27 protein-coding genes and 1 riboswitch are annotated in these 24,100 nt (G+C 40.0%); of the genes, 9 read left to right on the top strand and 18 right to left on the bottom strand.

What is annotated here, in order from left to right:
- The first annotated feature begins 5 nt into the window (after positions 1-5).
- From BI350_RS02475 to BI350_RS02455, 5 genes are all read left to right on the top strand, one after another.
- The gene (locus BI350_RS02475; RefSeq protein ID WP_245698288.1) at positions 6-704 is read left to right on the top strand and encodes a Crp/Fnr family transcriptional regulator; all 699 of its coding nucleotides are present in this window, start codon (positions 6-8) and stop codon (positions 702-704) included.
- A gap of 214 nt (positions 705-918) precedes the next feature.
- A riboswitch (TPP riboswitch) is annotated at positions 919-1,027 on the top strand.
- 75 nt (positions 1,028-1,102) lie between these two features.
- Entirely contained in the window at positions 1,103-1,696 is a 594-nt protein-coding gene (locus BI350_RS02470) for a thiamine phosphate synthase (protein WP_075526689.1), read from the top strand.
- A 13-nt stretch (positions 1,697-1,709) separates the two neighbouring features.
- Positions 1,710-1,916, top strand: a complete 207-nt coding sequence (gene thiS, locus BI350_RS02465) for a sulfur carrier protein ThiS (protein ID WP_075526688.1) — start codon at positions 1,710-1,712, stop codon at positions 1,914-1,916.
- Positions 1,917-1,918: 2 nt separating this feature from the next.
- Positions 1,919-2,686 (top strand): thiazole synthase, encoded by a 768-nt coding sequence (locus BI350_RS02460; protein WP_075526687.1) that lies wholly within the window; start codon positions 1,919-1,921, stop codon positions 2,684-2,686.
- The gene (locus tag BI350_RS02455; protein WP_075526686.1) at positions 2,683-3,699 is read left to right on the top strand and encodes a ThiF family adenylyltransferase; all 1,017 of its coding nucleotides are present in this window, start codon (positions 2,683-2,685) and stop codon (positions 3,697-3,699) included. Before BI350_RS02460 ends, BI350_RS02455 begins: the two co-directional genes overlap by 4 nt.
- A 47-nt stretch (positions 3,700-3,746) precedes the next feature.
- On the opposite strand, the gene BI350_RS16810 is transcribed toward BI350_RS02455, so the two are convergent.
- Positions 3,747-3,923, bottom strand: coding sequence for a hypothetical protein (locus BI350_RS16810; RefSeq protein ID WP_155767455.1), 177 nt, complete (start codon positions 3,921-3,923; stop codon positions 3,747-3,749).
- A 7-nt stretch (positions 3,924-3,930) separates the two neighbouring features.
- Complete coding sequence (locus BI350_RS02450; protein ID WP_075529197.1) at positions 3,931-4,431, bottom strand: DUF1648 domain-containing protein; 501 nt, start codon at positions 4,429-4,431, stop codon at positions 3,931-3,933.
- A gap of 299 nt (positions 4,432-4,730) precedes the next feature.
- Here BI350_RS02450 and BI350_RS02445 point away from each other — a divergent pair, with 299 nt between their 5' ends.
- Positions 4,731-5,588, top strand: a complete 858-nt coding sequence (locus tag BI350_RS02445; RefSeq protein WP_075526685.1) for a YitT family protein — start codon at positions 4,731-4,733, stop codon at positions 5,586-5,588.
- 76 nt (positions 5,589-5,664) lie between these two features.
- Here BI350_RS02445 and BI350_RS02440 read toward each other — a convergent pair whose 3' ends face one another.
- Both BI350_RS02440 and BI350_RS17015 read right to left on the bottom strand, forming a co-directional pair.
- Complete coding sequence (locus BI350_RS02440; protein ID WP_075526684.1) at positions 5,665-7,320, bottom strand: DUF2207 domain-containing protein; 1,656 nt, start codon at positions 7,318-7,320, stop codon at positions 5,665-5,667.
- A gap of 256 nt (positions 7,321-7,576) precedes the next feature.
- Positions 7,577-7,753, bottom strand: coding sequence for a hypothetical protein (locus tag BI350_RS17015; protein WP_168157239.1), 177 nt, complete (start codon positions 7,751-7,753; stop codon positions 7,577-7,579).
- 384 nt (positions 7,754-8,137) lie between these two features.
- Between BI350_RS17015 and BI350_RS02435 the strand changes: the two genes are divergently transcribed.
- Together BI350_RS02435 and BI350_RS02430 are read left to right on the top strand one after the other, a co-directional pair.
- Entirely contained in the window at positions 8,138-8,587 is a 450-nt protein-coding gene (locus tag BI350_RS02435; RefSeq protein ID WP_075526683.1) for a LytTR family DNA-binding domain-containing protein, read from the top strand.
- A 5-nt stretch (positions 8,588-8,592) separates the two neighbouring features.
- Positions 8,593-9,009, top strand: coding sequence for a DUF3021 domain-containing protein (locus tag BI350_RS02430; RefSeq protein ID WP_075526682.1), 417 nt, complete (start codon positions 8,593-8,595; stop codon positions 9,007-9,009).
- 4 nt (positions 9,010-9,013) lie between these two features.
- On the opposite strand, the gene BI350_RS02425 is transcribed toward BI350_RS02430, so the two are convergent.
- The 7 genes from BI350_RS02425 to BI350_RS02395 all read right to left on the bottom strand — a co-directional run bounded on the left by BI350_RS02425 (position 9,014) and on the right by BI350_RS02395 (position 15,662).
- Positions 9,014-9,634, bottom strand: a complete 621-nt coding sequence (locus BI350_RS02425; protein ID WP_075526681.1) for a LysE/ArgO family amino acid transporter — start codon at positions 9,632-9,634, stop codon at positions 9,014-9,016.
- A gap of 102 nt (positions 9,635-9,736) precedes the next feature.
- The gene (locus BI350_RS02420) at positions 9,737-10,933 is read right to left on the bottom strand and encodes a class I SAM-dependent rRNA methyltransferase (RefSeq protein WP_075529196.1); all 1,197 of its coding nucleotides are present in this window, start codon (positions 10,931-10,933) and stop codon (positions 9,737-9,739) included.
- Positions 10,934-11,040: 107 nt separating this feature from the next.
- Complete coding sequence (locus tag BI350_RS02415; RefSeq protein ID WP_075526680.1) at positions 11,041-11,781, bottom strand: MerR family transcriptional regulator; 741 nt, start codon at positions 11,779-11,781, stop codon at positions 11,041-11,043.
- A gap of 91 nt (positions 11,782-11,872) precedes the next feature.
- The gene (locus BI350_RS02410) at positions 11,873-12,748 is read right to left on the bottom strand and encodes a DMT family transporter (RefSeq protein ID WP_075526679.1); all 876 of its coding nucleotides are present in this window, start codon (positions 12,746-12,748) and stop codon (positions 11,873-11,875) included.
- A gap of 18 nt (positions 12,749-12,766) precedes the next feature.
- The gene (locus tag BI350_RS02405; RefSeq protein WP_075526678.1) at positions 12,767-13,768 is read right to left on the bottom strand and encodes an NAD(P)H-dependent flavin oxidoreductase; all 1,002 of its coding nucleotides are present in this window, start codon (positions 13,766-13,768) and stop codon (positions 12,767-12,769) included.
- A 37-nt stretch (positions 13,769-13,805) separates the two neighbouring features.
- A complete protein-coding gene (locus BI350_RS02400) occupies positions 13,806-14,000 on the bottom strand; it encodes a YwbE family protein (RefSeq protein ID WP_075526677.1) in 195 nt (64 codons plus the stop codon).
- 93 nt (positions 14,001-14,093) lie between these two features.
- On the bottom strand, positions 14,094-15,662 hold the full coding sequence (locus BI350_RS02395; protein WP_075526676.1) for an amidohydrolase: 1,569 nt from the start codon (positions 15,660-15,662) through the stop codon (positions 14,094-14,096).
- Positions 15,663-15,776: 114 nt separating this feature from the next.
- On the opposite strand from BI350_RS02395, the gene BI350_RS02390 reads away from it, so the two are divergent.
- Positions 15,777-16,217: a YtoQ family protein gene (locus tag BI350_RS02390; RefSeq protein WP_075526675.1), complete on the top strand. Its 441-nt coding sequence runs from the start codon at positions 15,777-15,779 to the stop codon at positions 16,215-16,217.
- A gap of 67 nt (positions 16,218-16,284) precedes the next feature.
- Here the strand turns inward: BI350_RS02390 and glmM are convergent, their stop codons facing one another.
- From glmM to BI350_RS02355, 7 genes are all read right to left on the bottom strand, one after another.
- A complete protein-coding gene (gene glmM / locus BI350_RS02385; protein WP_075526674.1) occupies positions 16,285-17,637 on the bottom strand; it encodes a phosphoglucosamine mutase in 1,353 nt (450 codons plus the stop codon).
- A gap of 43 nt (positions 17,638-17,680) precedes the next feature.
- A complete protein-coding gene (locus BI350_RS02380; protein WP_075526673.1) occupies positions 17,681-18,961 on the bottom strand; it encodes a CdaR family protein in 1,281 nt (426 codons plus the stop codon).
- Positions 18,954-19,790: a diadenylate cyclase CdaA gene (gene cdaA / locus BI350_RS02375; RefSeq protein WP_075526672.1), complete on the bottom strand. Its 837-nt coding sequence runs from the start codon at positions 19,788-19,790 to the stop codon at positions 18,954-18,956. The genes BI350_RS02380 and cdaA overlap by 8 nt, the downstream gene beginning before the upstream one ends.
- Before the next feature lie 139 nt (positions 19,791-19,929).
- On the bottom strand, positions 19,930-20,550 hold the full coding sequence (locus tag BI350_RS02370) for an anti-sigma factor family protein (RefSeq protein ID WP_075526671.1): 621 nt from the start codon (positions 20,548-20,550) through the stop codon (positions 19,930-19,932).
- 13 nt (positions 20,551-20,563) lie between these two features.
- Positions 20,564-21,127, bottom strand: a complete 564-nt coding sequence (sigW, locus tag BI350_RS02365; protein ID WP_075526670.1) for an RNA polymerase sigma factor SigW — start codon at positions 21,125-21,127, stop codon at positions 20,564-20,566.
- A gap of 247 nt (positions 21,128-21,374) precedes the next feature.
- Positions 21,375-22,280 (bottom strand): arginase, encoded by a 906-nt coding sequence (gene rocF / locus BI350_RS02360; protein WP_075526669.1) that lies wholly within the window; start codon positions 22,278-22,280, stop codon positions 21,375-21,377.
- A 76-nt stretch (positions 22,281-22,356) separates the two neighbouring features.
- Positions 22,357-24,087: a putative bifunctional diguanylate cyclase/phosphodiesterase gene (locus BI350_RS02355; RefSeq protein WP_082294937.1), complete on the bottom strand. Its 1,731-nt coding sequence runs from the start codon at positions 24,085-24,087 to the stop codon at positions 22,357-22,359.
- Positions 24,088-24,100: the final 13 nt, after the last annotated feature.

Below are 24,100 nucleotides of genomic sequence, written 5' to 3'. Positions count from 1 at the left end.
GAAGATTGACAGAAAACAATCATTGCGAACATGGAGCCGTGGAGATGCAGAAAATGTGCATCTCTATTGTGCCGATATTTAATCATTTAACAACTGCTGAAATGAGTGAAATTGTCAAAACTACTAATTCTGTAAAACATCCACGAGGCCATACAATTTATCGAGCGAATGAACCGTCAGATGGGTTATATATCGTTCATAAGGGTCGGGTGAAAATTTATCGTTTATCAGACACTGGCAAAGAACAACTTGTGCGTATTCTAGAACCAGGCGATTTCACTGGAGAACTTTCTTTATTCTCTGAATCCGTGCACGATGCCTATGCAGAAGCGATGGAACCCGTAGAATTATGTGTGATGGGAAGAGATGATTTCCAACAGTTTTTATTGAAATATCCCGCAATCTCCTTAAAAGTCCTCACTGAATTTTCAACGAGATTGTCTAAGACCGAAAAACAGGCAGCAAGCATTGCGATGGAATCCACCGAGACAAGAATCGCGATGTACCTTGCAAATGTAGTCGAGGAAAAGAAAAGTAAACGCATTACACTGCCGATGAGTCGAAAAGACCTCGCTTCTCATCTTGGGACAACACCTGAAACGGTCAGCCGAAAACTAGCTGACTTTGAAGAGGCTGGATGGATTCGACAGCATACACCTAGCAAAATAGAAATTATAGATTTAGATAGTTTACTACTCGTCTAACCCTCTAAAAGCCATCCATACAGGATGTTTTTTAGTACGTACTATGCAATCAACTTAACCGTATTCACTTACCTATTGCAGACCGTGTAACAACTAGTGTATTTCCAGAAATAGACGAGAACCGTTTTCTTGCTTTTTCAGTAATTCTCACTCCTTTCTTTCATTCAAAAAAACAATATGCTACACTAGTAGTAGATTGAAAATTCAACACAACATTGACCATTGGGGGAATCCTTGAAAAGGACTGAGAGAAGAGTGTAACTCTGATACCCTTATTACCTGAACAGGTTTGGACCTGCGTAGGGAAGTGGCCGTCAGATTATTTATGCGTTTATACTGTCTATGACGACTACTTTCCTACTGCGGGAAGTAGTCTTTTTTGCGTAAAGGAGGATCTGATGAAGCTCATTGTAGTTACGAATGACCGTATGCCGATAGATGAATTAATTCACACATTACTATCTATTGAACCGTATATTGACGCAGTGATTTTAAGAGAAAAGTCGAAAACAGATACAGAGATATTGAAATTAATTCAAAAGCTAAAAGCAGTGAATTTTAACGTAAAGAAAATGATTGTCCACGGAAATCCTACGATTGCAAGTTCCGAACAAATTGATAAAGTACAATTGCCAGGCGGATTATCACTTCCTGATTTATTGCGTAAGTATCCAGCGCTGTCATTTGGAAAATCCATCCACTCTCTTGAAGATGCGATAGCTGCCGAGGCAGATGGCGCAGAAACTGTGTTATATGGTCATTTATTTAAAACAAATTCAAAACCCGGATTGCAACCGCGCGGAACCGATGACTTGCGGCATATTGTTTCGTCGCTAACCATTCCTGTCTACGCGATTGGCGGCATTCTTCCAAGTCATATCGAACAATTAAGAGAAGTAGGGATCGCAGGCGTAGCGGTAATGTCTACTATATTTGAAAGCGATCATCCAAAAAACATCGCCAAAGAGTATTATGATGCCATTCATACATAGAGGAGGATTATCAATGACTAAAAAAATTGAACTAAATGGGAACACACAAGAAATTCCAAAAGCCGTTGAGAATGTTCAGCAATTGCTTGTCCACTTAAATCTTGAGGAAAGAATTCTTATTGTGGAATTGAATAAAAACATTCTCGAAAAAGACGCTTATGATAAACCAATTATGGACCGAGACCAGATTGAAATTATTCACTTTGTAGGAGGCGGATGAACATGCTAAAAATAGGAAACCATTCATTTTCATCGAGATTATTGTTAGGAACTGGTAAATATCCATCATTTGAGACTCAAAAAGAAGCTGTTCGTGTTTCTGAAGCAGAAATTTTAACATTCGCGGTCCGTCGAATGAACATTTTTGAACCATCACAACCAAATTTCTTAGAAAAACTTGATCTTTCAAAATATACTTTGCTACCCAATACCGCTGGTGCAAAAACAGCTGAGGAAGCCGTTCGTATCGCAAAACTCGCAAAGGCATCCGGTTTATGCGACATGGTTAAGGTAGAAATTATTGGCTGTGACCACTCCTTGTTGCCAGACCCAGTTGAAACATTACGTGCAACTGAAATGTTATTGGATGAAGGTTTTATCGTACTTCCCTATACATCTGATGACGTTGTACTTGCCCGCAGATTATGTGAAATGGGTGTCCATGCCATCATGCCTGGAGCAGCCCCTATCGGATCAGGCCGCGGCATTTTAAATCCATTGAATTTGTCCTTCATTATCGAACAATCGGAAGTCCCTGTCATTATCGATGCTGGCATTGGTTCTCCAAAAGATGCAGCCTATGCGATGGAACTCGGCGCGGATGCTGTTTTATTAAACACGGCCGTATCCGAAGCAAAGGACCCAGTGAAAATGGCAGAAGCGATGAAACTTGCGATTGAAGCGGGACGACTTGGTTTTGAGGCTGGACGGATGCCTGAACGTGACTACGCAGTAGCCAGCAGCCCGATGGAAGGACTCTTGCCAAATTGAATAACCGTTATTCACGACAAGAACTGTTCGCACCGATTGGGATAGAAGGACAAAAACGAATTCGTGCAGCAAATATCTTTATTCTCGGGGCCGGTGCACTTGGTTCTTCCTCTGGAGAAATGTTGGTACGCGCTGGCGTTAAGCGTGTGACCATTGTCGACCGAGACATTATCGATTGGACCAATTTGCACCGTCAACAACTGTATACAGAACAAGATGTTATCGATCAATTGCCAAAAGCAGTGGCGGCGGAGAAACGTTTGAAGAGCATTAACGGGGATGTGGATGTGTCTGGAATGGTCGTTGATGTGACAGCAGAAAATGTACTCGATTTAATTGAAGGACATGACGTAATTTTGGATGCAACCGATAATATCGAAACGCGGTTACTCATGAATGACGCTGCGTTGAAGCGCAGCCTCCCCTTTTTTATAGGGGCATGCGTAGGCAGTTACGGATTAACTTTCCCGATTGGCATAAAAGAAGAACAACCATGCTTGCATTGTTTACTTGAAACGTTACCACCTCAGTCATTAACTTGCGATACGGTCGGTGTCATTAGTCCGATTGTCGTTACAACTGCCGCCCGCCAAGTTGCAGATGTACTTAAATACATTACGGGCAATGAATTTATGCCGAAACTCGAATCTGCAAATTTATGGACAGGTGAAAGGTCTTCGATGAATGTCGAAAGCTTGAAAAAAGACAATTGCCCAAGCTGCTCGGCTGAGTCGGTATACCCCTATTTATCCGCCCGTGAATCTACTCGTTTTGCAGTGCTCTGCGGACGTGATACCGTTCAACTGTCGTGGCCGCCAAACCGCCGTGTCGAATTAAAAACATTCGTGAATTCCGTCGAACCTATTGTGCAGAAACTTATCCACAATCCGCATCTTGCTGCCTTTGAATTCGACAGTCACCGCATCGTCTTGTTCCGAGACGGACGGATGCTAATTCACGGAACAAAAGACATTGCCGAAGCCCGAATGATTGCAGCGAAATTGTTAGGATAAATGAAATAAGCCATTTCCATTCCTTATAGAGGGATAGAAATGGCTTTTCACTCTCCGTTCTTGCGTCTTTCAAAAAGACGCATGATAATGAAAGCACCGCTGAACAACAATAACACCTGCATAAAACGCGTGAAAATATGCTCTGGCACTTCCAAAATATCCATGAGGTATAAGAAAAATACCGCAAAGATAAACGACACACTATACTTTAAAAGCTTTCTCACCTATCCCCTACTCCCTCGACAAACGAATCGAACGAAAGATAAAATACCCAGTTGGGATAAAAATACATATAAAAAACATAGGCGTAAACCATGTACCAAGTGATTCATGACGGCCCAAAGCCACTTGAATGTTATTCCAATTTATATATGCAAAAATAATCGTGATGATATTTTTTATCACATTCACCATAAGACGTCCATTCAAATATTGTGCTTCAATATTTTCTTTCGTTAAATTCATATAGTTATATACATGTGGGTATTTCTCCAAAATCGTCATGCCTATCCACAGGATAACCGCGATGATCGGAAGAATCACCATTTCCCATTTATGCCCCCAACGGTCTACTTCTCCAAGCGAATTATAATGCGCGGGCACTTCGTTTGGCAAAGTCGTCCAACTTACAAATAAATAAACAAGACTTCCGACGAATAAAATGATTGTTATCACGTTTAGCACCAATTCTAACGGAGTGAGTTTCAACTTTAACTTTGGTCTATCAAACATATCCACAATTTATTCACCTCATGATACATACGGTATACGAACCGCTAAAGTTTCAACTTCCCTGTTATTTTACTCTCCTAATGAATAACTTATATATATTCAACTACCAATTGTATAATCGTATAAACAATTAGCGCACACTACTCATAACCCGCTAAGAATTAACAAAACTATCTAAACAAATATACATCGTATTTATTAAATTTAACACTACCTAAACGCTTGCCTTTTACATCAATCAATATAAAATAAATAAGTTAAGGTGCGTATTTAAAAATAGATTTATAAGGAGTTGTCTTATGTTTTTTATAGAAGCAAAAAGAATAGCTGTCGTGATATTCGGCTCATTTTTACTTGCCATTTCGCTAAATTTCTTTTTAATTAATGCGAATGTGTACGCAAGCGGATTTGCTGGGGCAGCACAGTTAACATCCAGTGTTTTTGAGGATTTATTAGGGATGCATGTGAGTACAGGAATTCTCCTATTCCTATTCAACATTCCTGTCTTTATATTGGGTTGGTACAAAGTCGGGAAAGGCTTTACAATCTATAGTATTGTTTCTGTTATTTGTGCAACCTTTTTCTTGGAAATATTACCTATCATCTCTGTATCAAATGATATTATTTTAAATACCGTTGTAGGTGGAGTTGTCAGCGGTATTGGTATAGGTCTTTCCTTAAAATGGGGAGCTTCAACAGGCGGGATGGATATCGTCGCGATGGTATTATCACGCCTACAAGATAAGCCAATTGGGATATATTTCTTAGTGCTCAATGGTGTGATTATTGTGCTTGCAGGCTTTTTATATGAACCTGAAAATGCACTCTATACACTCATCGCACTTTACGTAACAACTGCCGTCATCGATGCGATTCATACACGTCATGAAAAAGTGACAGCGATGATCATTACGCGGAAAGCAGACGAATTGCAATGTGCCATTCACGAAAAAATGATACGTGGTATTACGATTCTGCCTGCAAAAGGCGCTTATACAAAAGAAGAGAATAATATGCTGTATCTCGTAATTACACGCTATGAATTGTATGATTTGGAAAAGATTATCGCTGATGTAGATCCGAATGCCTTTACGAATATCGTTCAAACTGTAGGGATTTTTGGATACTTTAGACGCGAGGGCGAAGAAATTAATTAAATGAACTTGTTCATCAATAAGTTATGCAAAGGAACCTCTCACAACTGCGAGAGGTTCCTTTGCAATCTTTATATATTTAGAAAGCACCAGAACCTCCCCCGCTACCGGCGACTCCGCCAGATGAACTAGTTCCGCTTGCATCAATGCCAGCATTGGTATGGGCTGTTGTAAAGTTTTGCGTCATAAAGACGGGATTATAGGCAACATAAGAATCCCCTGCCCGCCGTTCTGCTTGCGCAAACGCTGTAAATTGCCGCTTCAAATTGCCATCTTTCATACCAATTCCGTAAATGTATGCACGGTATTTATCGTCCACTGGAATCTGCTCCCATTCCTCCAAACCAACATTTTCAAATCGCTCCCTAAACCGCCGCCATTCTTGCTTTAACTGAAACCCCTCCACATTACGTGGATGGTAAAAGAACGCGATACCTAATCCAATAAGCACCAGCATAATCATGAAGGCCATGAATAGAAATACCTCATATCGCCCCAATTGCACAATGATAGGAATCAACGCAACACTCATTGCCCCTACTGTCCAACGTAACCCTAATCTCTTTTCAAACAACCCCGCTTTTTTTGTTTCTTGGACGATGCCTGTTCGCCATTTATGAAGACCAACACTATATGCTTCATGGTTTTTCTCTTCCTCTGTATAGACTTGTAAATCATCGAAGCTAAATTGTATGCCATCCCCAACTTTATTAAATAGCAATTCAATGAGGGCAGACTCATGCGTATTCGCACCGGATCCATCAACAAGTTCAAATGACTTTTCCGAAACCTGATTCACATATCCCTTTCGTATTAAGTCCAATAATGCCGCTGAAATCACTTCAGAACCTAGCTCAGTAGGGTTTGTATAAAATATTGTCGCCGGCATCGATAATCTTTCCTGTGGAATAAAATCTTCTGCAATCCTCGATTGTGCAGCTCGTTTTGTACCTCGCCTTTTATTGAACATATATGTGCCTAAACCGAAAATAAATAACGCGAAACCTATAACCGTGTAGAGACCGACGCTCTTCATCTTCTTTTGCGTTGTTTTATATTTCACTAATTCATTCGCCAGTCGAGTTTTTTCAGACTTCACCTGTTCACGAATTGTCCCGCTGATTTCCGCCTGATCAGAAAACAATGTAGGCTCGTAGATCACCCGGATATCTCCGTTCGTTTTTGCTGGAACTTGACCAAGTGCAAAGATCACCGCCCCTTCATTCCCAATGGAACCTTTTTGATAAGCGGCATCGTACCCGAGATAATCAATATCTTGCGCTTTCGCGGGCGGATAAACTGTTATTTGCATATTGCCATAGTCTGCTTCATTTCTTTTATCAAAAAATGGCCAATAAAACTGTGCACCATCTTCATATTTTTCGATGGCATTCACAATTGTGTACTGTATGTCAACATGAACCGTTTCTTTTTTACCTGAACGATGGATTTTATACGTATCTTGCTCTTTTTCAATTTTCAAAGGCTGACCCTTTTCAAACGCTTCAAAATGAATGATTGAGGCACCTTGTTTCGGAACTACTTCACGGGTGACTCCTTTAAACTTACTATCAAAGTCATATGTATACGTTTCAACAACTTCTGCATTCCCGTCCTCTTGCAAATAAACATTGATTTTTACATCTGAGATTTCGAATTCAACGGCGAATGCTGTTACTGGAATCATAAGTATTAGTAGAAAAATACAAGTAGAAATCATTTTTCTCATTTTCATCGCTCTCACCTCTTCTTACAATCTTATACGGCCAACGATAGAAATAGATTCATTTTCTAGCCTATTGAAAATAAGTACATAGAGATTCTACTCTGTAACACTCATGAATCCACCCTTAATACATCCAACACAAATCGCTCTTTATAATTTGTGTAGTCATTCATATTACCTAACTTATTCATCAATCCAACCCACTTTCGGTTCCACTCGTTTAATCTATCCCTTTTTCAATCCTAAGATCACTTGAACATCCTCTTTATTTATCTTCTTCAGACCTTCTGTTCGCTAAATAAAACGCGGTCCCCGCGATAAATAACCCTGTACTTAACCACATTGCAATACCGTTGGATTCACTCTTTAATAAAGTGACATTTGTTAACCAAATGAGATGAATCAAAGCCATTATAATGTATAAACCAGTAATTGATTTCATTACTTCCCCCCTCTTCAAAAAACATCAAACTTACCAATTGCTCGGCATCGCTCGGTTCTACAAGTCTAATTAACATTTTGACCGCCCTAATCCACGTAGGTATTAGCTTTGAATTCATTCCATTTTTTCTTCCGAAACTTCTTCGACATATCCATCCGATTTTCCTTTTTCAGTTCTAATGTACTGTCCAACATATGATAGTACATGTATTTCACCGCAGATATTCTACAGGTGACCGGATTAGTTCTACCAGTTACCTAAATGATGCAGACGATTGCAATCCATCCGGATATGATAGAAGTACAGTAACAGGAAGGAGTTGGTGGGACATTAGACGAACATGATGAACGTATAGAAAAAGTTTCATGAAAGGGGCGTAACAAGTTGAAAGTTTCTTTAGACATTGACAGTCGTTTTGATGAAACGTTAGTTACCATCGAAAGTCCCGAGTTAACTGAGGATGTCCAGGAAGTCTTAACATTTATTAAAGGAAGGACAACAAAGTTCTTAATTGGAAAAGCAGGTGACATGCAACATATTATCAAACCAACCGAAATTCACTATTGCCATACAGAAAACGAAAAAGTCATTGCTGTTACCGAGAAAGGCTCATTCCAACTAAAGGAAAAACTGTATGAATTGGAGGAACTTCTCCCAACTCATCAGTTTATTCGATTATCAAAATCTGTGATTGCCAATTTATATGAACTTAGTCGATTTGAAGCTTCTTTTAACGGAACACTTTGCGTCCATTTTAAATCTGGGGCCAAAGAATATGTTTCGAGAACTTACGTAAAAGACATCAAAAATGCATTACAAATGAACAGGAGGTAAATAAAATGAAAACATTTTTATTCAGAAGTATAATCGGGATTTTCTTCGGAGCCTTCCTCGCAGTCCTTTTTACAAACGCCATTGTCATTTTTGAAGGACGCGAAACGTTAGACGGTGCTTTATTTATAAAAAATTCAATTGGCTCCATCTTATGCGGTTGGTTCTCTGCGGTCAGTCCACTTTACTTTGAAATTCCATCTTTAAAATTGTCGCAACAAACTGCACTGCATTTCGTGACACTCTTCATCTTATATTTTTTACTCGCATTTGGAATCGGTTGGATTCCTTTTACATGGAACAGTTTTTTCATAACAGTGCTCATCTTCATCGTTTTCTATCTCATCATATGGACGTGTTTCTATCTCTATTTCAGGCAGCAAGCGAAAAAATTGAATGCGGAATTAACAAATCTTCAAAGATAGTTAATTAAGCCAAATTATTGTAGAGCTTCAACGCCATATACACGGCTACGCCAAAAACGACAAGGGCGGATACTTTGTTTAACAAGGTCATTAACTTTCCGCTCTTATCCAGTTTTCCGAAGTACCGTCCTGACAGAGCAAGTCCCAAAAACCAAGTCCACGAAACGAGAATCGTCGTAAGGATAAAAGCAATTTTAGCGTCCCCTACGTAGCTAAGTGAATTCGTCCCAATCACACCAATCGTATCTAATAACGCATGCGGATTTAAAAGTGAAACGGATGCAGCAAATAGGATTTGCCTTTTCATCGAAAATGATTGCCCTTCGAGATCATTCGTCGAAACTTTTGTCCGCCATAACACAATCCCCATATATAATAAAAAAATGATACCAATGGAGAATATAATATTTTCCAACCAACTAAACGTTAAAATTAGTAAAGAAACCCCTGATACCGCCGCCACTATTAAAATCGTATCACTGATGCCCGCTGTAATGACGACAGGCAATGCTTTTCTAAACTTCGGCTGTAAGGCCCCCTGATTGAACACAAACACATTTTGAACCCCTAGCGGAATAATTAAGCCGAATGCTAAAATAATGCCGTGGATAATTGCTTCAACCAACTTTCTCTCCCCTATCTATCTATTAATTTCATTTATTATCTAACAAATTGATTAAAATTACAAAAAAATCCGTATTGGCTTTATACACCAATACGGATAGTTTTAATTTAACTTTTGTAAGATGACGACTTTCAAATAGTTAAACTCAGGAAAATCGCGATTTGAACGGAAATCTCTTGGTAGTGAGGATTCTTCTAAAATTTTATACCTTGTATTTGTTTCTTTAAAGGCTCTGTCAATAAATGACTTGAATCGTTTCATACCAAATGAAGCATTATTCGTAGAGGCAACAATATAGCCATTCTTCTCTGTCACCGAAATTGCATCTTTGACTAACTCCGGATAATTCCTTGCCGTACTAAACGTATATTTCTTAGAACGTGCAAAACTTGGTGGATCCAGAATCACCAGACCAAATTTCAATTCATGGCGTTTCGCATATCTGAAATAGTCGAAAACGTCCATCACTCGGATTTCCTGCTGCTCATAGTCAATGCCATTTACACTGAACTGTTCAATCGTTTTCGATTCACTTCGACTCGCAAGGTCAACACTTACTGTTTTCGTTGCTCCGCCAAGTGATGCGGCAACTGAAAATGCACCCGTATATGAAAATGTATTCAGTACCGTTCGACCCTCGGCATATTCATCACGAATCGCTTCACGAACATCACGTTGATCAAGGAAAATTCCTGTCATCGCCCCATCGTTTAAATCAACGGCAAAATTCATACCATTTTCTTTCACGATAATCGGGAAATCGCCTTGCTCGCCTCTCACAAAATCGTCCTGTTCAATGTACTGACCCTTCGTATCAAAACGTTTCTTTTCATAAATCGCCTTGTACTCGACGATTTTATCAAGCACGTTGTAAATATGATGCTTCAGCGAATAAATCCCTTCACTATACCAGCTAACTACGTAATACCCATCGTAATAATCGATTGTCAATCCACCAATGCCGTCGCCTTCTCCGTTAAAAACACGGAAAGCAGTCGTATCAGCATCTTCGAATAAAGATTCACGTCTTTTGAGCGCAGCTGCAATGCGTGACTTGAAAAAATCAAAGTCAATTTCTTCACTTTCTTTGCGCGTCAGCACCCAACCAATCCCTTTATTTTGCATACCGTAATAGCCTTTGGCAACAAAGCGCCAGTTTCTATCGACTAGTTTGATGATGCTGCCTTCTTCTATTAACACTTGCGGATTTAAAATGCCATCCTTCAAAATTAATGGATATCCTTTTTTAATCTCAGCAACGGCTTTTGCATTTAATTGTACATCTATTGTTTTTGTCATGTTTTCATCCATTCATCTTTTTTCTTATTATCGCATGTTTTGAGTTTAAATGCGAAAATGAAAAGCTTCTTTCTGATATATCCTAATCTAGCCCACAAAAAAACACTTTAATTAATTTCCCCTCTTAACTTCTGCGCATACACCGCCATCGCGTCCCGCATAAACACCGCAAGCCCTTCTCCAAACTGGTCAATATTTTTTGTGAAGCGTTCATCGTCTACGTATGCTTGGCCTAATCCCTCAAACGCCTCGGGAGAGTATGTTCCAAAATTATTATTTAACATGTTAAACCAATCACCGATTGCCGCCTGGGCTTCGTCTGAAGTCGAATCTGAGTGGCGGAGACTAGCCAATTTTGAATAAATTTGGTTCATCTCCTCCTGAATTTCCGGGCCAAATTGAGCGACTTTCTTATTTGATTTGTCGACTGCCTCATTTCCCCAGCGCTCTCTGGCTTCTTGTTCATATGGGTTATGGCTAAAATCAAACCCTTTAAATTTCTCTTCGTTTGACATTATAATCTCTCCTCTTCCTTGTTGAATTGTTTTCTCGATGGTCTCAATCATTTCGTCCAACTTTTGTCGCTTTTCGAGTAACATTTTATGTTGCATTTCGAAAGCTTCTTGTCTGTCGAAAGTTGGACTATCGAGCAGTTCTTTAATTTTCTTCAAAGGGAAGCCGAGTTCACGGAAAAACAATATTTGCTGTAGTATTGCCAAATTATCATCTGAATAAAGCCGGTATCCAGCTTCAGTCATATCATCTGGCGTCAATAAACCGATGGCATCGTAATGGTGGAGTGTGCGCACACTGATGCCGGTTAATGCTGCAACTTCTTTTACTTTCATCACCTTGACCACCCTTCAATTTCAACTATAAGGTATGACGTAACGTAAGGGTCAACCCAAAAAAATAAAGCACCGGAGAAATTTCCGATGCCTACTCTAACCGCCTTTGTAACGGTAAAATATTTATTTTCGTTTCAGATATGATGATTGCAATCAATATGAGCATTGCGCCAATCCCCATTTTCACAGTCAACAGTTCACTTAATATGATCACTGAAAATAATGTTCCCCATAGTGCCTCTGTCGATAAAATAATCGCCGCTTTTGTTTCTGTAATAAACTTTTGGGCAGTTGTTTGCAGTAAATATGCAATGGTTGTTGAAAAAATCCCCAAGTAAACCAGAGGCAATAAAGCCGCCGTTTCAACCGGAAATGCCGTTTCACCTTTCACAACCACAACGACAATACCAATGGATGCAGCCGTAATCATTTGAATCATCGTAATGGACACCGGATCTTCATTTTCAACAAACCGTGCCGTGTAAAAAATATGGAACGCGAATGCAAATGCGCAAAGTAATGACAACACGTCACCCATATTCACTACCGCAGTAAATTGTAAACTTAATAATGCAATCCCAATCACAGCAATGATGGCCCCTGTTAATTCAAAAGCATCAAGTTTTCGTCGATAAATAAAAAACGCGATAAACGGAACAATCACGACATTGACCGCTGTTAAAAAAGCATTTTTCGAAGGCGTTGTAAACTGGAGACCGACCGTCTGTAAAACAAATGCCAAATACAAAATACCGCCTAATAAGATACCTTTAATAAGCGTACTTTTTCTAATTCCTTTAAACTTTTTATGAAACACGATACTTAATAAAATGACGCCAATTAAAAATCGGCCCGCCAAGATTTGATACGGCGTATAATGCCCAAGCGCCATCGAACTTGCGACAAATCCGCTACCCCAAATAATGGCTGCAATGGTTAAGCCGATTTCACCAATATATTTCCTCATAATTTCCCTCACTACTTCTTAGATGAATCTTGCAATAATATCACGAACTTTTCCATCTGTACTTAAATGGACATTTTCGCCTGCCCACAAAGACATAAACTCCGGTTTCTCTTGTTGTGCTGCTACTTTTCGAATCTCCTTCGTCAAATCATTTTGATAAGGATACGGTGCAATGACCGCGTTTTTCATTCGCTCCGTAAATTCATTTCGTATTCCACGCGCCATTTTTCCCGAAAAAGTATTCGTGAGCACAGTACTTCCTTTTGTTGCGCGTAAAAGTGCTTCCTTATGTAACGAATGCGCACCGCTTTCTTTAGAAGCAAGTAAAGCTGTCCCAACTTGAACGGCTGCTGCGCCTGCCGCAAAAGCTTTGTCGCTCATTGCTTTATTCGCAATACCGCCAGCAGCGATAACTGGAATTTGAACCGATTTTACAATGTCGGGAAGAAAGTCTTCTAGTGGAATCAATGTTAATTGCCCCTGAAAAGAACCGCGATGACCGCCTGCTTCGCTGCCTTGCGCAACAACTGCATCCATGCCGATTTCTTCTGCAAGCAGCGCTTCTTCTACCGTCGTTGCAGTGCCAATCAAAAACACATGTTGCGCTTTTAATCTTTCTACGATTTGCCGGCTTGGAAGACCAAATGTAAACGAACAAACTTTCACGTTTTCTTCTAATAAAACTTCAATTTGTGCGTCAAAATTGGGTTCCTGAAATTGAACCTTAGCTTCAGAAATTCCAAGCGACTCTCGGATTGTGTGTAAATCGACATTGGCTTTTTGAATGGTTGCTTTACGCACTTGAACGTCTTCAGGTAAAAACAAATTGACCATAAACGGCTGACGGGTACGCTTTTTCACTTCACGAATAAACTGCCGCGTCTCTTCTCCACTTAAATAGCCAGCCCCGATAGCCCCTAAAATTCCGGCATTCGCAGACGCCACCACAAACTCCGGCGTCGTTATACCCGCCATCGGTGCTTGAATGATTGGATACGCAATGCCTAGTTTTTTTAGCAATTAATCGGGCTCCTTTCTAAAATCAAAAACAACAAGTTTATTTTAAAATTTCAGCAACGCGCCCCACTTGTCCATCAGCTAAACGCACTTTTATCCCATGTGGATGAAAGGATGAATTAGTCAATATATCTTTCACAGTCCCTTTTGTTGTCACGCCTGTTCTTTGGTCTTTCTTTAAAATGATTGCTACCTCTAACCCTTCGTGAATCTCACTTCGATTTTTTCCACTCATCATTATGCCTCCTCTCTTTTCTGGAATAGTACCCATTGTTTCACTCATTCCTTTTAACCTCAGTCTATCACAGGCTGTCCTTTCATATGAACATCAAGACTTGTACATCACTTCTCCATCAACTACTGTCATCTTCACCTGTGCTGATACGATTTCTTCTTCATCTACTTCGAATAAATCCTTATCAAGTATTGTAAAATCAGCATCGTACCCTACCGCTAACTTGCCGCGGCTATCCGCTTTTCCAATCGTTGCTGCACTTCCTGTCGTAAAGAGACTTACCGCTTCAAATCGACTTAACTTTTCTTTAGGCAAATACCCCTCATGCGCTTCTCCAACTTTCCGCCTCGTTACCGCTGCATAAATACCAAGCAAAGGATCCGCTTCTTCAATCGGCGCATCCGATCCACCGCCGCAAATAAACCCTTGATCCACTAACCTCTTCCACGCATAAGCCCAATCGAGTCTCTCTTCTCCCAATCTAGCCATCACCCAAGGGAAATCAGAAGATACGAAGACAGGTTGCAAATCCAATACAATGGGCAACCCCAACATTCTTTCTACTAAGTCATCTCGCAACACATTCACGTGAATTAGCCGGTCCCGCTTTCCAACTGGTGCAGGATATTTCTCTAAAACGCCTAAAATCTTTTCAACCGCACCATCCCCGATAACGTGGACAGCAACTGCTTCATTGTAAGACCTTGCCAGTTTCACAAGCGCTTCAATTTCTTTATCAGTATGAACCGCCATCCCCAACGTTTCAGGTGTATCCGCATAGGGTTTACTTAAAAGCGCTGTTTTTCCCCCAAGTGCACCATCGACAAAGAACTTCATTTCCCCCGGGCTAATCCAAGGTTCCAAATACGTTGCATCGTCTTCCATTAACTGTTTAAAAACCGTAGAACGGCGAAGTAAATGGACTCGGAACTTCTTTTCTTTCCCGATGACATTTTTAAACGCTTGTAAAGGATTACGATAATCGCCGTAATAACCAAGATCATCTGTCACAGCTCCCGTTAATCCGAGTGCCAATAAATCGTCTACAGATTTCCGAAGGGACGTTGTTAAAGAGGCTTCCGTCGGTTCGCTCAGTAAATCGAGCACTAAATCTTGTGCCCCTTCTAATAAATAACCAGTTGCTTCCCCGTTGTCATCTCTTACAATTGTACCGTCTACAGGATTAGGCGTCTCAGTTGTAATACCTGCGAGCGCTAATGCTTTTGTATTTGCAAGTGCCGCATGTCGACAAGTTCTTTTTAAAACAATCGGCGCAGTCGTCACTTCATCTAATTCCTTAGCAGTGAGAATTCTTTTATCAGGAAAATTATTTTCATTCCAACCTTCACCAATGAGCCACTCATCCGCCGCGAGATTTTCCTTTGCTAAATGCAACTTCTCTAACATCTCTTCCGCTGACGTCATTTTCGATAGATCCAAACTTCTTAATTTATCGCCATGGCCAATCATATGCATATGACTATCGACGAATCCTGGATACAACACTGCACCTTGAAGGTCGATTTCCTTCTCAGCCTTGCCTCTCAATTCGTCATAGGTACCTATTTTAATAATTTGTCCATTTTGGGTTAATAAAGCTTCCACTCGTTCGCCTTCTGTACACATCGTATACATCGTCCCATTATGCCAAATCGTCTTCATCCGCCACGCCCCCTTTTCATTCGTTACTTATAGTCTAAACTTTCATACAACCACAAGCAACGTACTAATTAAAAGTGATACAATGGAAATAGAATGTCTAGGAGGGATTTTTTAATGAGATTAACTGTCTATTTAGCTGGAGAGATTCATACGAATTGGAGAAACGAAATTAAAGAGAAAGCTGCAGCATTAGAATTACCAATTGATTTTGTTGGTCCAATGGAAGATCACGATCGTTCCGACAACATTGGTGAAGAAATTCTTGGTGAACAGCCAAATGCTATTTTTAAAGATGCAGCGGCTTCCAATTTTAATAACTTACGAACAGAAATTTTAATGAAAAAGGCAGACCTTGTCATCGCTTTATTCGGCGAACAATATAAACAGTGGAATACAGCGATGGATGCAAGCGCAGCGGTTGCATTCGATAAACCACTCATTTTAATTCGTCAAGAAGCGCATCACCATGCATTAAAAGAACTATCACGCAAAGCACATGCCACAGTTGAAACGGTCGACCAAGCGATTCAAGCATTAACATATATTTTCGAATAATGTAATACAAAAAAAGCTATCCTCTGTTCATCAATGAACAGCTGGATAGCTTTTTTGAACTGCTATTTTAGTCTTCCAATCCCATTTCTTCTTGGACGACTGCAACAATTTCATCGACATACTGCTTACATTCCTCATTCGTAGGTGCTTCTACCATGACACGTACGAGTGGCTCTGTTCCAGAAGGACGAACGAGCACACGGCCATTGCCTGCCATTTCATTTTCTACTTCGGCAATAACGTTTGCAACGCGTTCATTCTCCGTTACAGCATGTTTATCTGTTACGCGAACATTGATAAGTTCTTGTGGATAAACTGTCATTTCACTTGCCAGTTCGGACAACGTTTTGCCTGTCACTTTCATAATATTGACAAGTTGGAGCCCTGTTAGAAGCCCGTCCCCTGTCGTATTATAATCAAGCATGACAATATGTCCGGATTGCTCTCCGCCAAGGGTGAAATTATTTTTTCTCATTTCTTCAACAACATATTTGTCGCCGACTGCCGTTTTAACGCTTGTCATTTCGTGCTCACGCAATGCTTTATAGAATCCTAAGTTACTCATAATCGTAGATACAATTGTATCGGATTTTAAGCGACCTTTTGACTTTAAATAACGACCGATGATAAACATGATTTTATCACCATCGACAATGTCGCCATGTTCATCCACGGCAATAAGACGGTCACCATCTCCATCAAATGCGAGTCCAATATCAGCTTCTTTTTCTTTCACAAGCTCTGCAAGTTTTTCCGGATGTGTAGAACCTACACCATCGTTAATGTTTAAACCGTTTGGTGAAGCCCCCATCGTAGAGATATCTGCTTCCAGGTCCGCAAATACATGCGTAGCAAGTGATGAAGTTGCACCATTTGCACAATCAATCGCAACATGTATATCCGTGAACTCTTCATCTACTGTTTGCTTCAAATACTGGATATACTTATGCCCGCCTTCAAGGTATTCCGTAATTGAACCGACATTCGCTCCAGTTGGACGTGGCAGCGTATCTTCCTCTTCGTTTAAAAGTAATTCCATTTCTTCTTCTTGTTCTTCTGTTAATTTATAGCCGTCAGCACCGAAAAACTTAATGCCATTGTCTTCTACAGGGTTATGTGAGGCAGAAATCATAACGCCTCCATCTGCATTCATGACACGTGTTAAATAAGCCACGCCAGGTGTACTAATTACGCCGAGCGTCATCACTTCCACACCCGTCGATAGAATTCCTGCAATCAATGCATTTTCAAGCATATAACCAGAAATACGCGTATCTCGTCCAACGAGAATCTTTGGTTTCCCTTCTGACTCTTTTGTCAATACATAGCTTCCTATTCTTCCTAACTTAAAAGCCAGTTCGGGTGTTAGCTCGTCATTTGCAATTCCGCGTACACCATCCGTACCGAAATACTTTGTCATTTCCATTCTCCCTTTCAATCCTGTACACTATGCCCTCTATTAGCTAAGCAAGTTCAATCTTTAATGTTGCCTCTTCCATCGAAAGCGTCCACTCTACATTTGGTGGACCTTTCACGTGAATTGGAAATACTTCCTCCCCTTCTTCTGAAGCGGGAGATGCATTAATTGAAACCGCAAAGTCTGACTTCTTCAACTTGCTAATTACATCTGGGGTAGCTTTCACAGTGATGGTAACTAAACCATTCACTGGTTCGATAAATGTACCTTTAAACTTTTCATTTAATCCTGTAATTACGACTGGTACATCTTCAACCTTTGTCGTCTCAACAGCGGTTGCTCCTTCTCCTGCAGTCTCTTCAGCAACTTCCTCTTCTTCGACTGCACCCTCAATCGTCGTATCAATCTTCACATTAATCGTTGTTGGAGAAAGACTAAAAATTTCTTTTGGTTTCTTTAGTTTCACTTCCACTGTACCGGATTTTTCAATTTTTGAAACGTCTATGTCAATTGGAAAAGTTTCTATCTCATTTAAAACTCGTTTAGGTCCTGATAAAACAATACTATTTACTTCGGGTGTGATTGAGTTTATCGTGACACCATTGGGTGGGGTGCCTGTTTCATTGATCACGATGGGTACTTCTTTTGTATGTTCTTGAACGTCAACTTTAATAGTAACATTTTCGGGCATAATGTCGACGTCCAATTTATTTAAATCCCGATCTAGCACACGCACTCTTGCTTCTTGCTCAAATGATTCTCGAACGCCTGCGTCTATAGCGACTGTAGCTTTTACAAAATTAATTGATTCAATCACGCTTTTTGCACCCGTGACTTCAACTGTCGAAGGTTGTACCTCCATATTGACGACGTTAAAACCTTCTGCTAGTAACCGCTCATTGAACTCTGGCTCAATACGGAATGTTTCTGTAATTTTCTCTTCAATATTGATGTCAATGGTTGCCGGATCTATACGCACTTGTAATTTTTCCGAAATGTTTTCATGTCGAATTCGCACTTGATGTTCGCCCATTAGCAGTGATGTTAAATCAACATACAGTGTAAAATCCTTTAACAACTTGGTCGTTTGAACGATGTTTACTGGACCATCAATCGTTACATTCACAGTTTCAGGAATACCCGTTACAATTAAATTTTCATTATCGTAATATACTTCAACTGGCACGTCGTGAATAACTTCCATATCTTCACTACTTGAGTTATTCATCAATTTTCCCTCATCTGTTTTCACAGTATAAAACAATAAGATTGCAAGAAACAAGGCAGTAAAACGGAGAAACCATGGGCTATCTAGTAGTTTATCCATTTCTCTTCACGCCCCATTTCCATTTGGAAGTACTTGCTTGGTCAGTTGTTGCGCCAAACCAGACATGCCGTAAGCGAACTTCAAACTCTTCGATACTTAAGCCTCTATTTAAATCGCCGTCCGTCGCGATACTAATGGCACCTGTTTCCTCTGACACAACAATTGTAATTGCGTCAGATACTTCGCTTAAACCAACCGCTGCACGATGACGTGTCCCTAATTCTTTGGAAATAAAAGGACTTTCCGATAACGGTAAATAACAGCCTGCTGCAGCAATTCGATTCCGCTGCACAATGACAGCCCCATCGTGTAGCGGTGCATTCGGAATAAATATATTAATGAGTAATTCAGAAGTTAAATCTGAATTCAATGACGTTCCTGTTTCGATATACTCATTCAATCCTGTTTCTTTCTCAATGGAAATAAGGGCACCGATTCGACGTTTCGCCATATAGTTCACTGACTTCGATAATGCTTCTAAAAGACGTTTTCGCTCTTCCTCTTCATCCATCATCGATCTTGCAAATAAACGTCCACGGCCAAGTTGTTCAAGCGCTCGCCTGAGTTCTGGTTGGAAAATAATGATAATCGCCAAAAATCCCCACGTTAGAACTTGTTCCATCATCCATCCTAACGTAGTAAGCCCGAACAATTTTGTTAAAATTTGTGCAATAACAATCACAAATATTCCTTTTAATAACTGGACAGCTTTTGTCCCTTTAATTACTTTTATAAGTTGATATACGACAAACCAAACTAGAAGCACATCCATTATATTAATGAATGTTGCAACTGGACTTAGGTTAACGATTTTTTCCCAAAACGGCATGTGCTTCGCCTACCTTTTTCGACGATTTCATATGCCCTTAGTATACCATACCACTGCCAAGATTTGCCCGATTCCCCTTCATTAAAATTAAAAATGACCGCAGTCATCCCTCCATACAATTGCGGTCTTTATGATTGAGTTATTCTTTATCGGAGGGTTGAAAAACATCTTTAAAAGTTTCCTTAATCTTAAACCATAACCAGTCAAATGCTTTGTCAATTTCTTGACTTGTACCTGTGACGACTGCGGTAGAAGCCATGTACTTAGACCCGTGGATTACGGTTACATTACCATCCACTTCACCTTCAACGCGGAGTTCGCCATTTTTAACGACAACATCACCCTTGATTACCTCGCCTTCCGGAACAATTACAGTTTCTCCTTCGACGATTAAATTCGGTTGTTTCGTAACGGAAAATTGTTGATCATTTCCGTAACTTGATAAGACAGAAACACTCATTAATATAAAAAACATGGCAACGGCTGCTAGGAGTGGGTGTCTGCGTAGCCACCTTTGTATACCAGCTTGTGATTTCTCTTTTGGTAGCCGTGCCATCACACCATCCACAAAGCCACTTGGCGCTTGTATATGTTCGGCTTTCTCTATAAATTGAACCGCACCTATTAGATCATCCATCAATTCTTGGCAGGATGTACATTGTTTTAAATGTTCATTTAATACTCGCTCATCGTCACGACTAATATCGCCATCTAAATACGCGTGCATATAATGAACAATTTGTTCCGGACACGTATTCATACTAAATTACCTCCTACAAATTACCCATTTGTTTTCTGAGCGCAGCTCGACCCCTATGAACACGGGTTTTTACGGTCCCAAGCGGTAATTCTAAAATATCACTAATTTCCTGCAACGGTAACTCTTCAATGTATCGCAAAATAATCACTGAACGATACTTATCAGAAAGTCGTCCAATTTCGTATTGAATTCGTTCTTGCGTTTCCATTTTTTCAACTTCATCTTCTGGAAGCTCTACATCAGATGCAATTTGTGAATACATCGTCAAGCCTTCCGTTCCGGGAACCTCTGCATCAAGATAATAATCTGGCTTCTTCTTGCGAATACGATCGATGCATAGATTTGTTGCGATTCTAAACAACCAAGTGGAAAACTTACGCTTTTGATCAAATGTATGAATATTAATATACGCACGAACAAAAGCTTCTTGTGCAATATCTTCTGCTTCTTGCCGGTTGCTTAACATTCGATAGCAAACATGATATAAACGATGCTGAAAAAGTGTAACAATCTCTTCAAAAGCTTCTTGGTTCCCCTTTAAGACCTCATTTATTCGTTTATTGATCAACTGATCCATTGCAATTCCCCTCCGCTCCATGCGGCTGTTCCTTCTATACGTCTGAAGGTATCAACAGGTTTCATTTATTTTAAATTTATCTAACCCATTTTATCAAAGATAGGACAATTTGTGTCTGTTCTTCAAAAAACTTGACAATTCAGTCACATATAGAGAGCGAATGACCCAAAAAAAAGATGAGCAGCTACTTGACGTCGTAGTCTCATCTTTTTTTGCGAATAAATTTTATTTTATATACGAATACATGTTATAACAGTTTTTCCCCAAATAAGGACCCCATCAACGCTACCGCTACATCTGCTGTTTTATTTCTTTCATCTAAAATTGGATTCACTTCGACGAATTCCGCCGATGTAATTAAACCTGACTCTTCAAGAATTTCCATCGCCAAATGGCTTTCCCGGTAACTTACCCCACCTGGGACTGGTGTACCAACGCCAGGCGTATACAGCGGGTCTAGTGCATCAAGATCGAGGGACAGATGGACGCCATCTACCTGATTCCCTTCCAAATGCTGAAGTGCTTTTTGCATCACTGTTGTCATCCCATATTTATCAATTTCATGCATCGTATAGACTTGAATACCTAGCTCTTTAATTAACAATCGCTCTCCCGAATCAATAGAACGTGCACCGATAATTACAATATTTTGTGGCTTTATTTTTTGGCCATCCCGGTGTAAATTAACGAGTCTCTCATCTCCACGACCAATACTGACCGCTAACGGCATGCCGTGAATGTTTCCTGAAGGCGAAGTTTCATCCGTATTCAAATCCGCATGTGCATCATACCAAATAACACCCATATTTTTGTACTTCGTGGAAAGACCCGCCAATGTACCAATCGCAATACTGTGGTCTCCTCCTAGAATTAGCGGAAATTTATCTTCCTTTAAAACAGATTCGACCTTTTCGGCAAGTTTTTTATTTGTTTCAAGCACTTCTTTTAAATTCTTTAATTTCGAGTCGCTATTTTCTGCTTGTAGGCCAGCATTTATATGTATGTCACCTTCATCAGTAATTTGATGTCCAATTGCTTCTACTCGATCAACTACACCTGCATAACGAATTGCACTTGGCCCCATGTCCACGCCTCGACGACTTTGCCCTAAATCCAGGGATACCCCTATCATTGAGATTGATAATTTCTTCATGCCTTCTCCCCCTTTACCAATACATTAATTATAAATCGTGTCATGCATTGGCTCAACTGGACAGAAAACTGAATTTTTATTCACTACGGCTATTTATTTTCATATATTTTTCGCATTCTATCGCTTCAGTTGGCTTACTATAAAAGTAACCTTGCCCTTGCTGACACCCTAGCCGTTTAAGGATAGTAAGCTGTTCCTGTTGTTCAATTCCTTCTGCCACGACATTCAACCCTACCGTTTTAGCAATCGATAAAATTGCTTCGACAATCGCGCTGTTCTCCACCTTTGTATCAAGGTCTCGAATAAAAGATCGATCTATTTTCAACGTGTCAATCGGCAATTCATTAATATAACTAAATGAACTATAACCAGTTCCAAAGTCATCAATCGCTATTTTAACACCTAATTTTCTAATCTCTTCCACGACTTCTAATATCTCTGCTTGATTGCCTAAAACACTTTCGGTTAATTCCAGTTCGAGCAAGCTAGGATCATTGCCTTCTTCCTTTAAGACATTTTTAACAATTGCCAGAAAATCGGGGTCTGCTAATTGAACCGCGGAAACATTAACAGCCATTGAATAATAATAACCTTGTTTTTCCCATTTTCTTGCTTGACGACACGCTTGTTTTAATATCCATTTTCCTAAAGGAATAATCAATCTTGTTTCTTCTGCCATTTCGATGAATTGGTTTGGAGGAATCCGGCCAAGATCAGGATGGTCCCACCGAACTAATGCTTCGACGCCCATCAAGTCATTTGTTGGCAAATTAAATTTGGGTTGATAATCGAGATGAAAGTGGCCGAGCTCTATACTCTTGCTTAGTTCATTTTCAAGAACCATTCGTTCAATCGATTTTTTAATAGTCCCAGGCTCATAAATTTTATAGCCCCCACCGCCACGTCTCTTCGTTTCTAGTAATGCCCGATAAGCTTTGGATGACAGTTCTGAAGCTTCGGTTGCATGCTCAGGATAAAAAGCCATCCCAGCACTTGAAGATAACGTGTGAAAACTTCCCAAAATTTTAATCGGTTGTTGAATCACTTCTTGAACGTTCGCAATGATTAATTCAATTTGATCCATACTTTCAATGCCTTGGAAAACAAATGCGAACTCATCCCCCGCCAATCTCGAAATTACACAGTCTTTTGGTAAAGTGTTCTTTAACCTTTCCGCCACAACAGACAAGACATAATCCCCTGATTCATATCCGTAAGAATCATTGACAAATCGAAGACGATCAATATTAAGGTTGACGACAACCACCTTCCCATTGTCTTCTTTCGCCTTTGACACCGCTTCCAAAAGTTTCCGACGAAAATAAAGTCGGTTCGGTAAATCAGTTAACTGATCGTTATATGCAAGATGACGAATCATCTCTTCCCCCTCTTTACGGGCGGTAATATCATATCTTATTGAAACGTATTGATAAGGAATCCCCTTTTCATTTAAAAACGGCACAATAGTTGTATCTACCCAATAGCATGAACCATCTTTTCTTCGATTTCTAATTTCACCATGCCATACACGACCACGCCCTATCGTTCTCCACATTTCTTTGAAAAAATCCTTGGAGTGATGGCCGGAGTTGACAATGCTATGGTTGGTCCCTAATAGTTCATTCGAGGTATACTGCGACATTTCCGTAAACTTCTCATTGACGTATATAATTTTTCCAGTACGATCTGTTATCGCTACAACAGCAGATTGGTTCAAAGCATATAAAATATCTTGCAGTTTTTTATCGACTGTTAGCTGCTCATCATGAACAAAAATATCCGACGTCGATTTATTTTCATCTCGCATATTGACACCTCTT

This window comes from Sporosarcina ureilytica (assembly GCF_001753205.1).
Taxonomy (GTDB): domain Bacteria; phylum Bacillota; class Bacilli; order Bacillales_A; family Planococcaceae; genus Sporosarcina; species Sporosarcina ureilytica.
The sequence above is the reverse complement of the archived record's forward strand: the minus strand, read 5'-3'. Positions and strand labels throughout refer to the sequence as shown.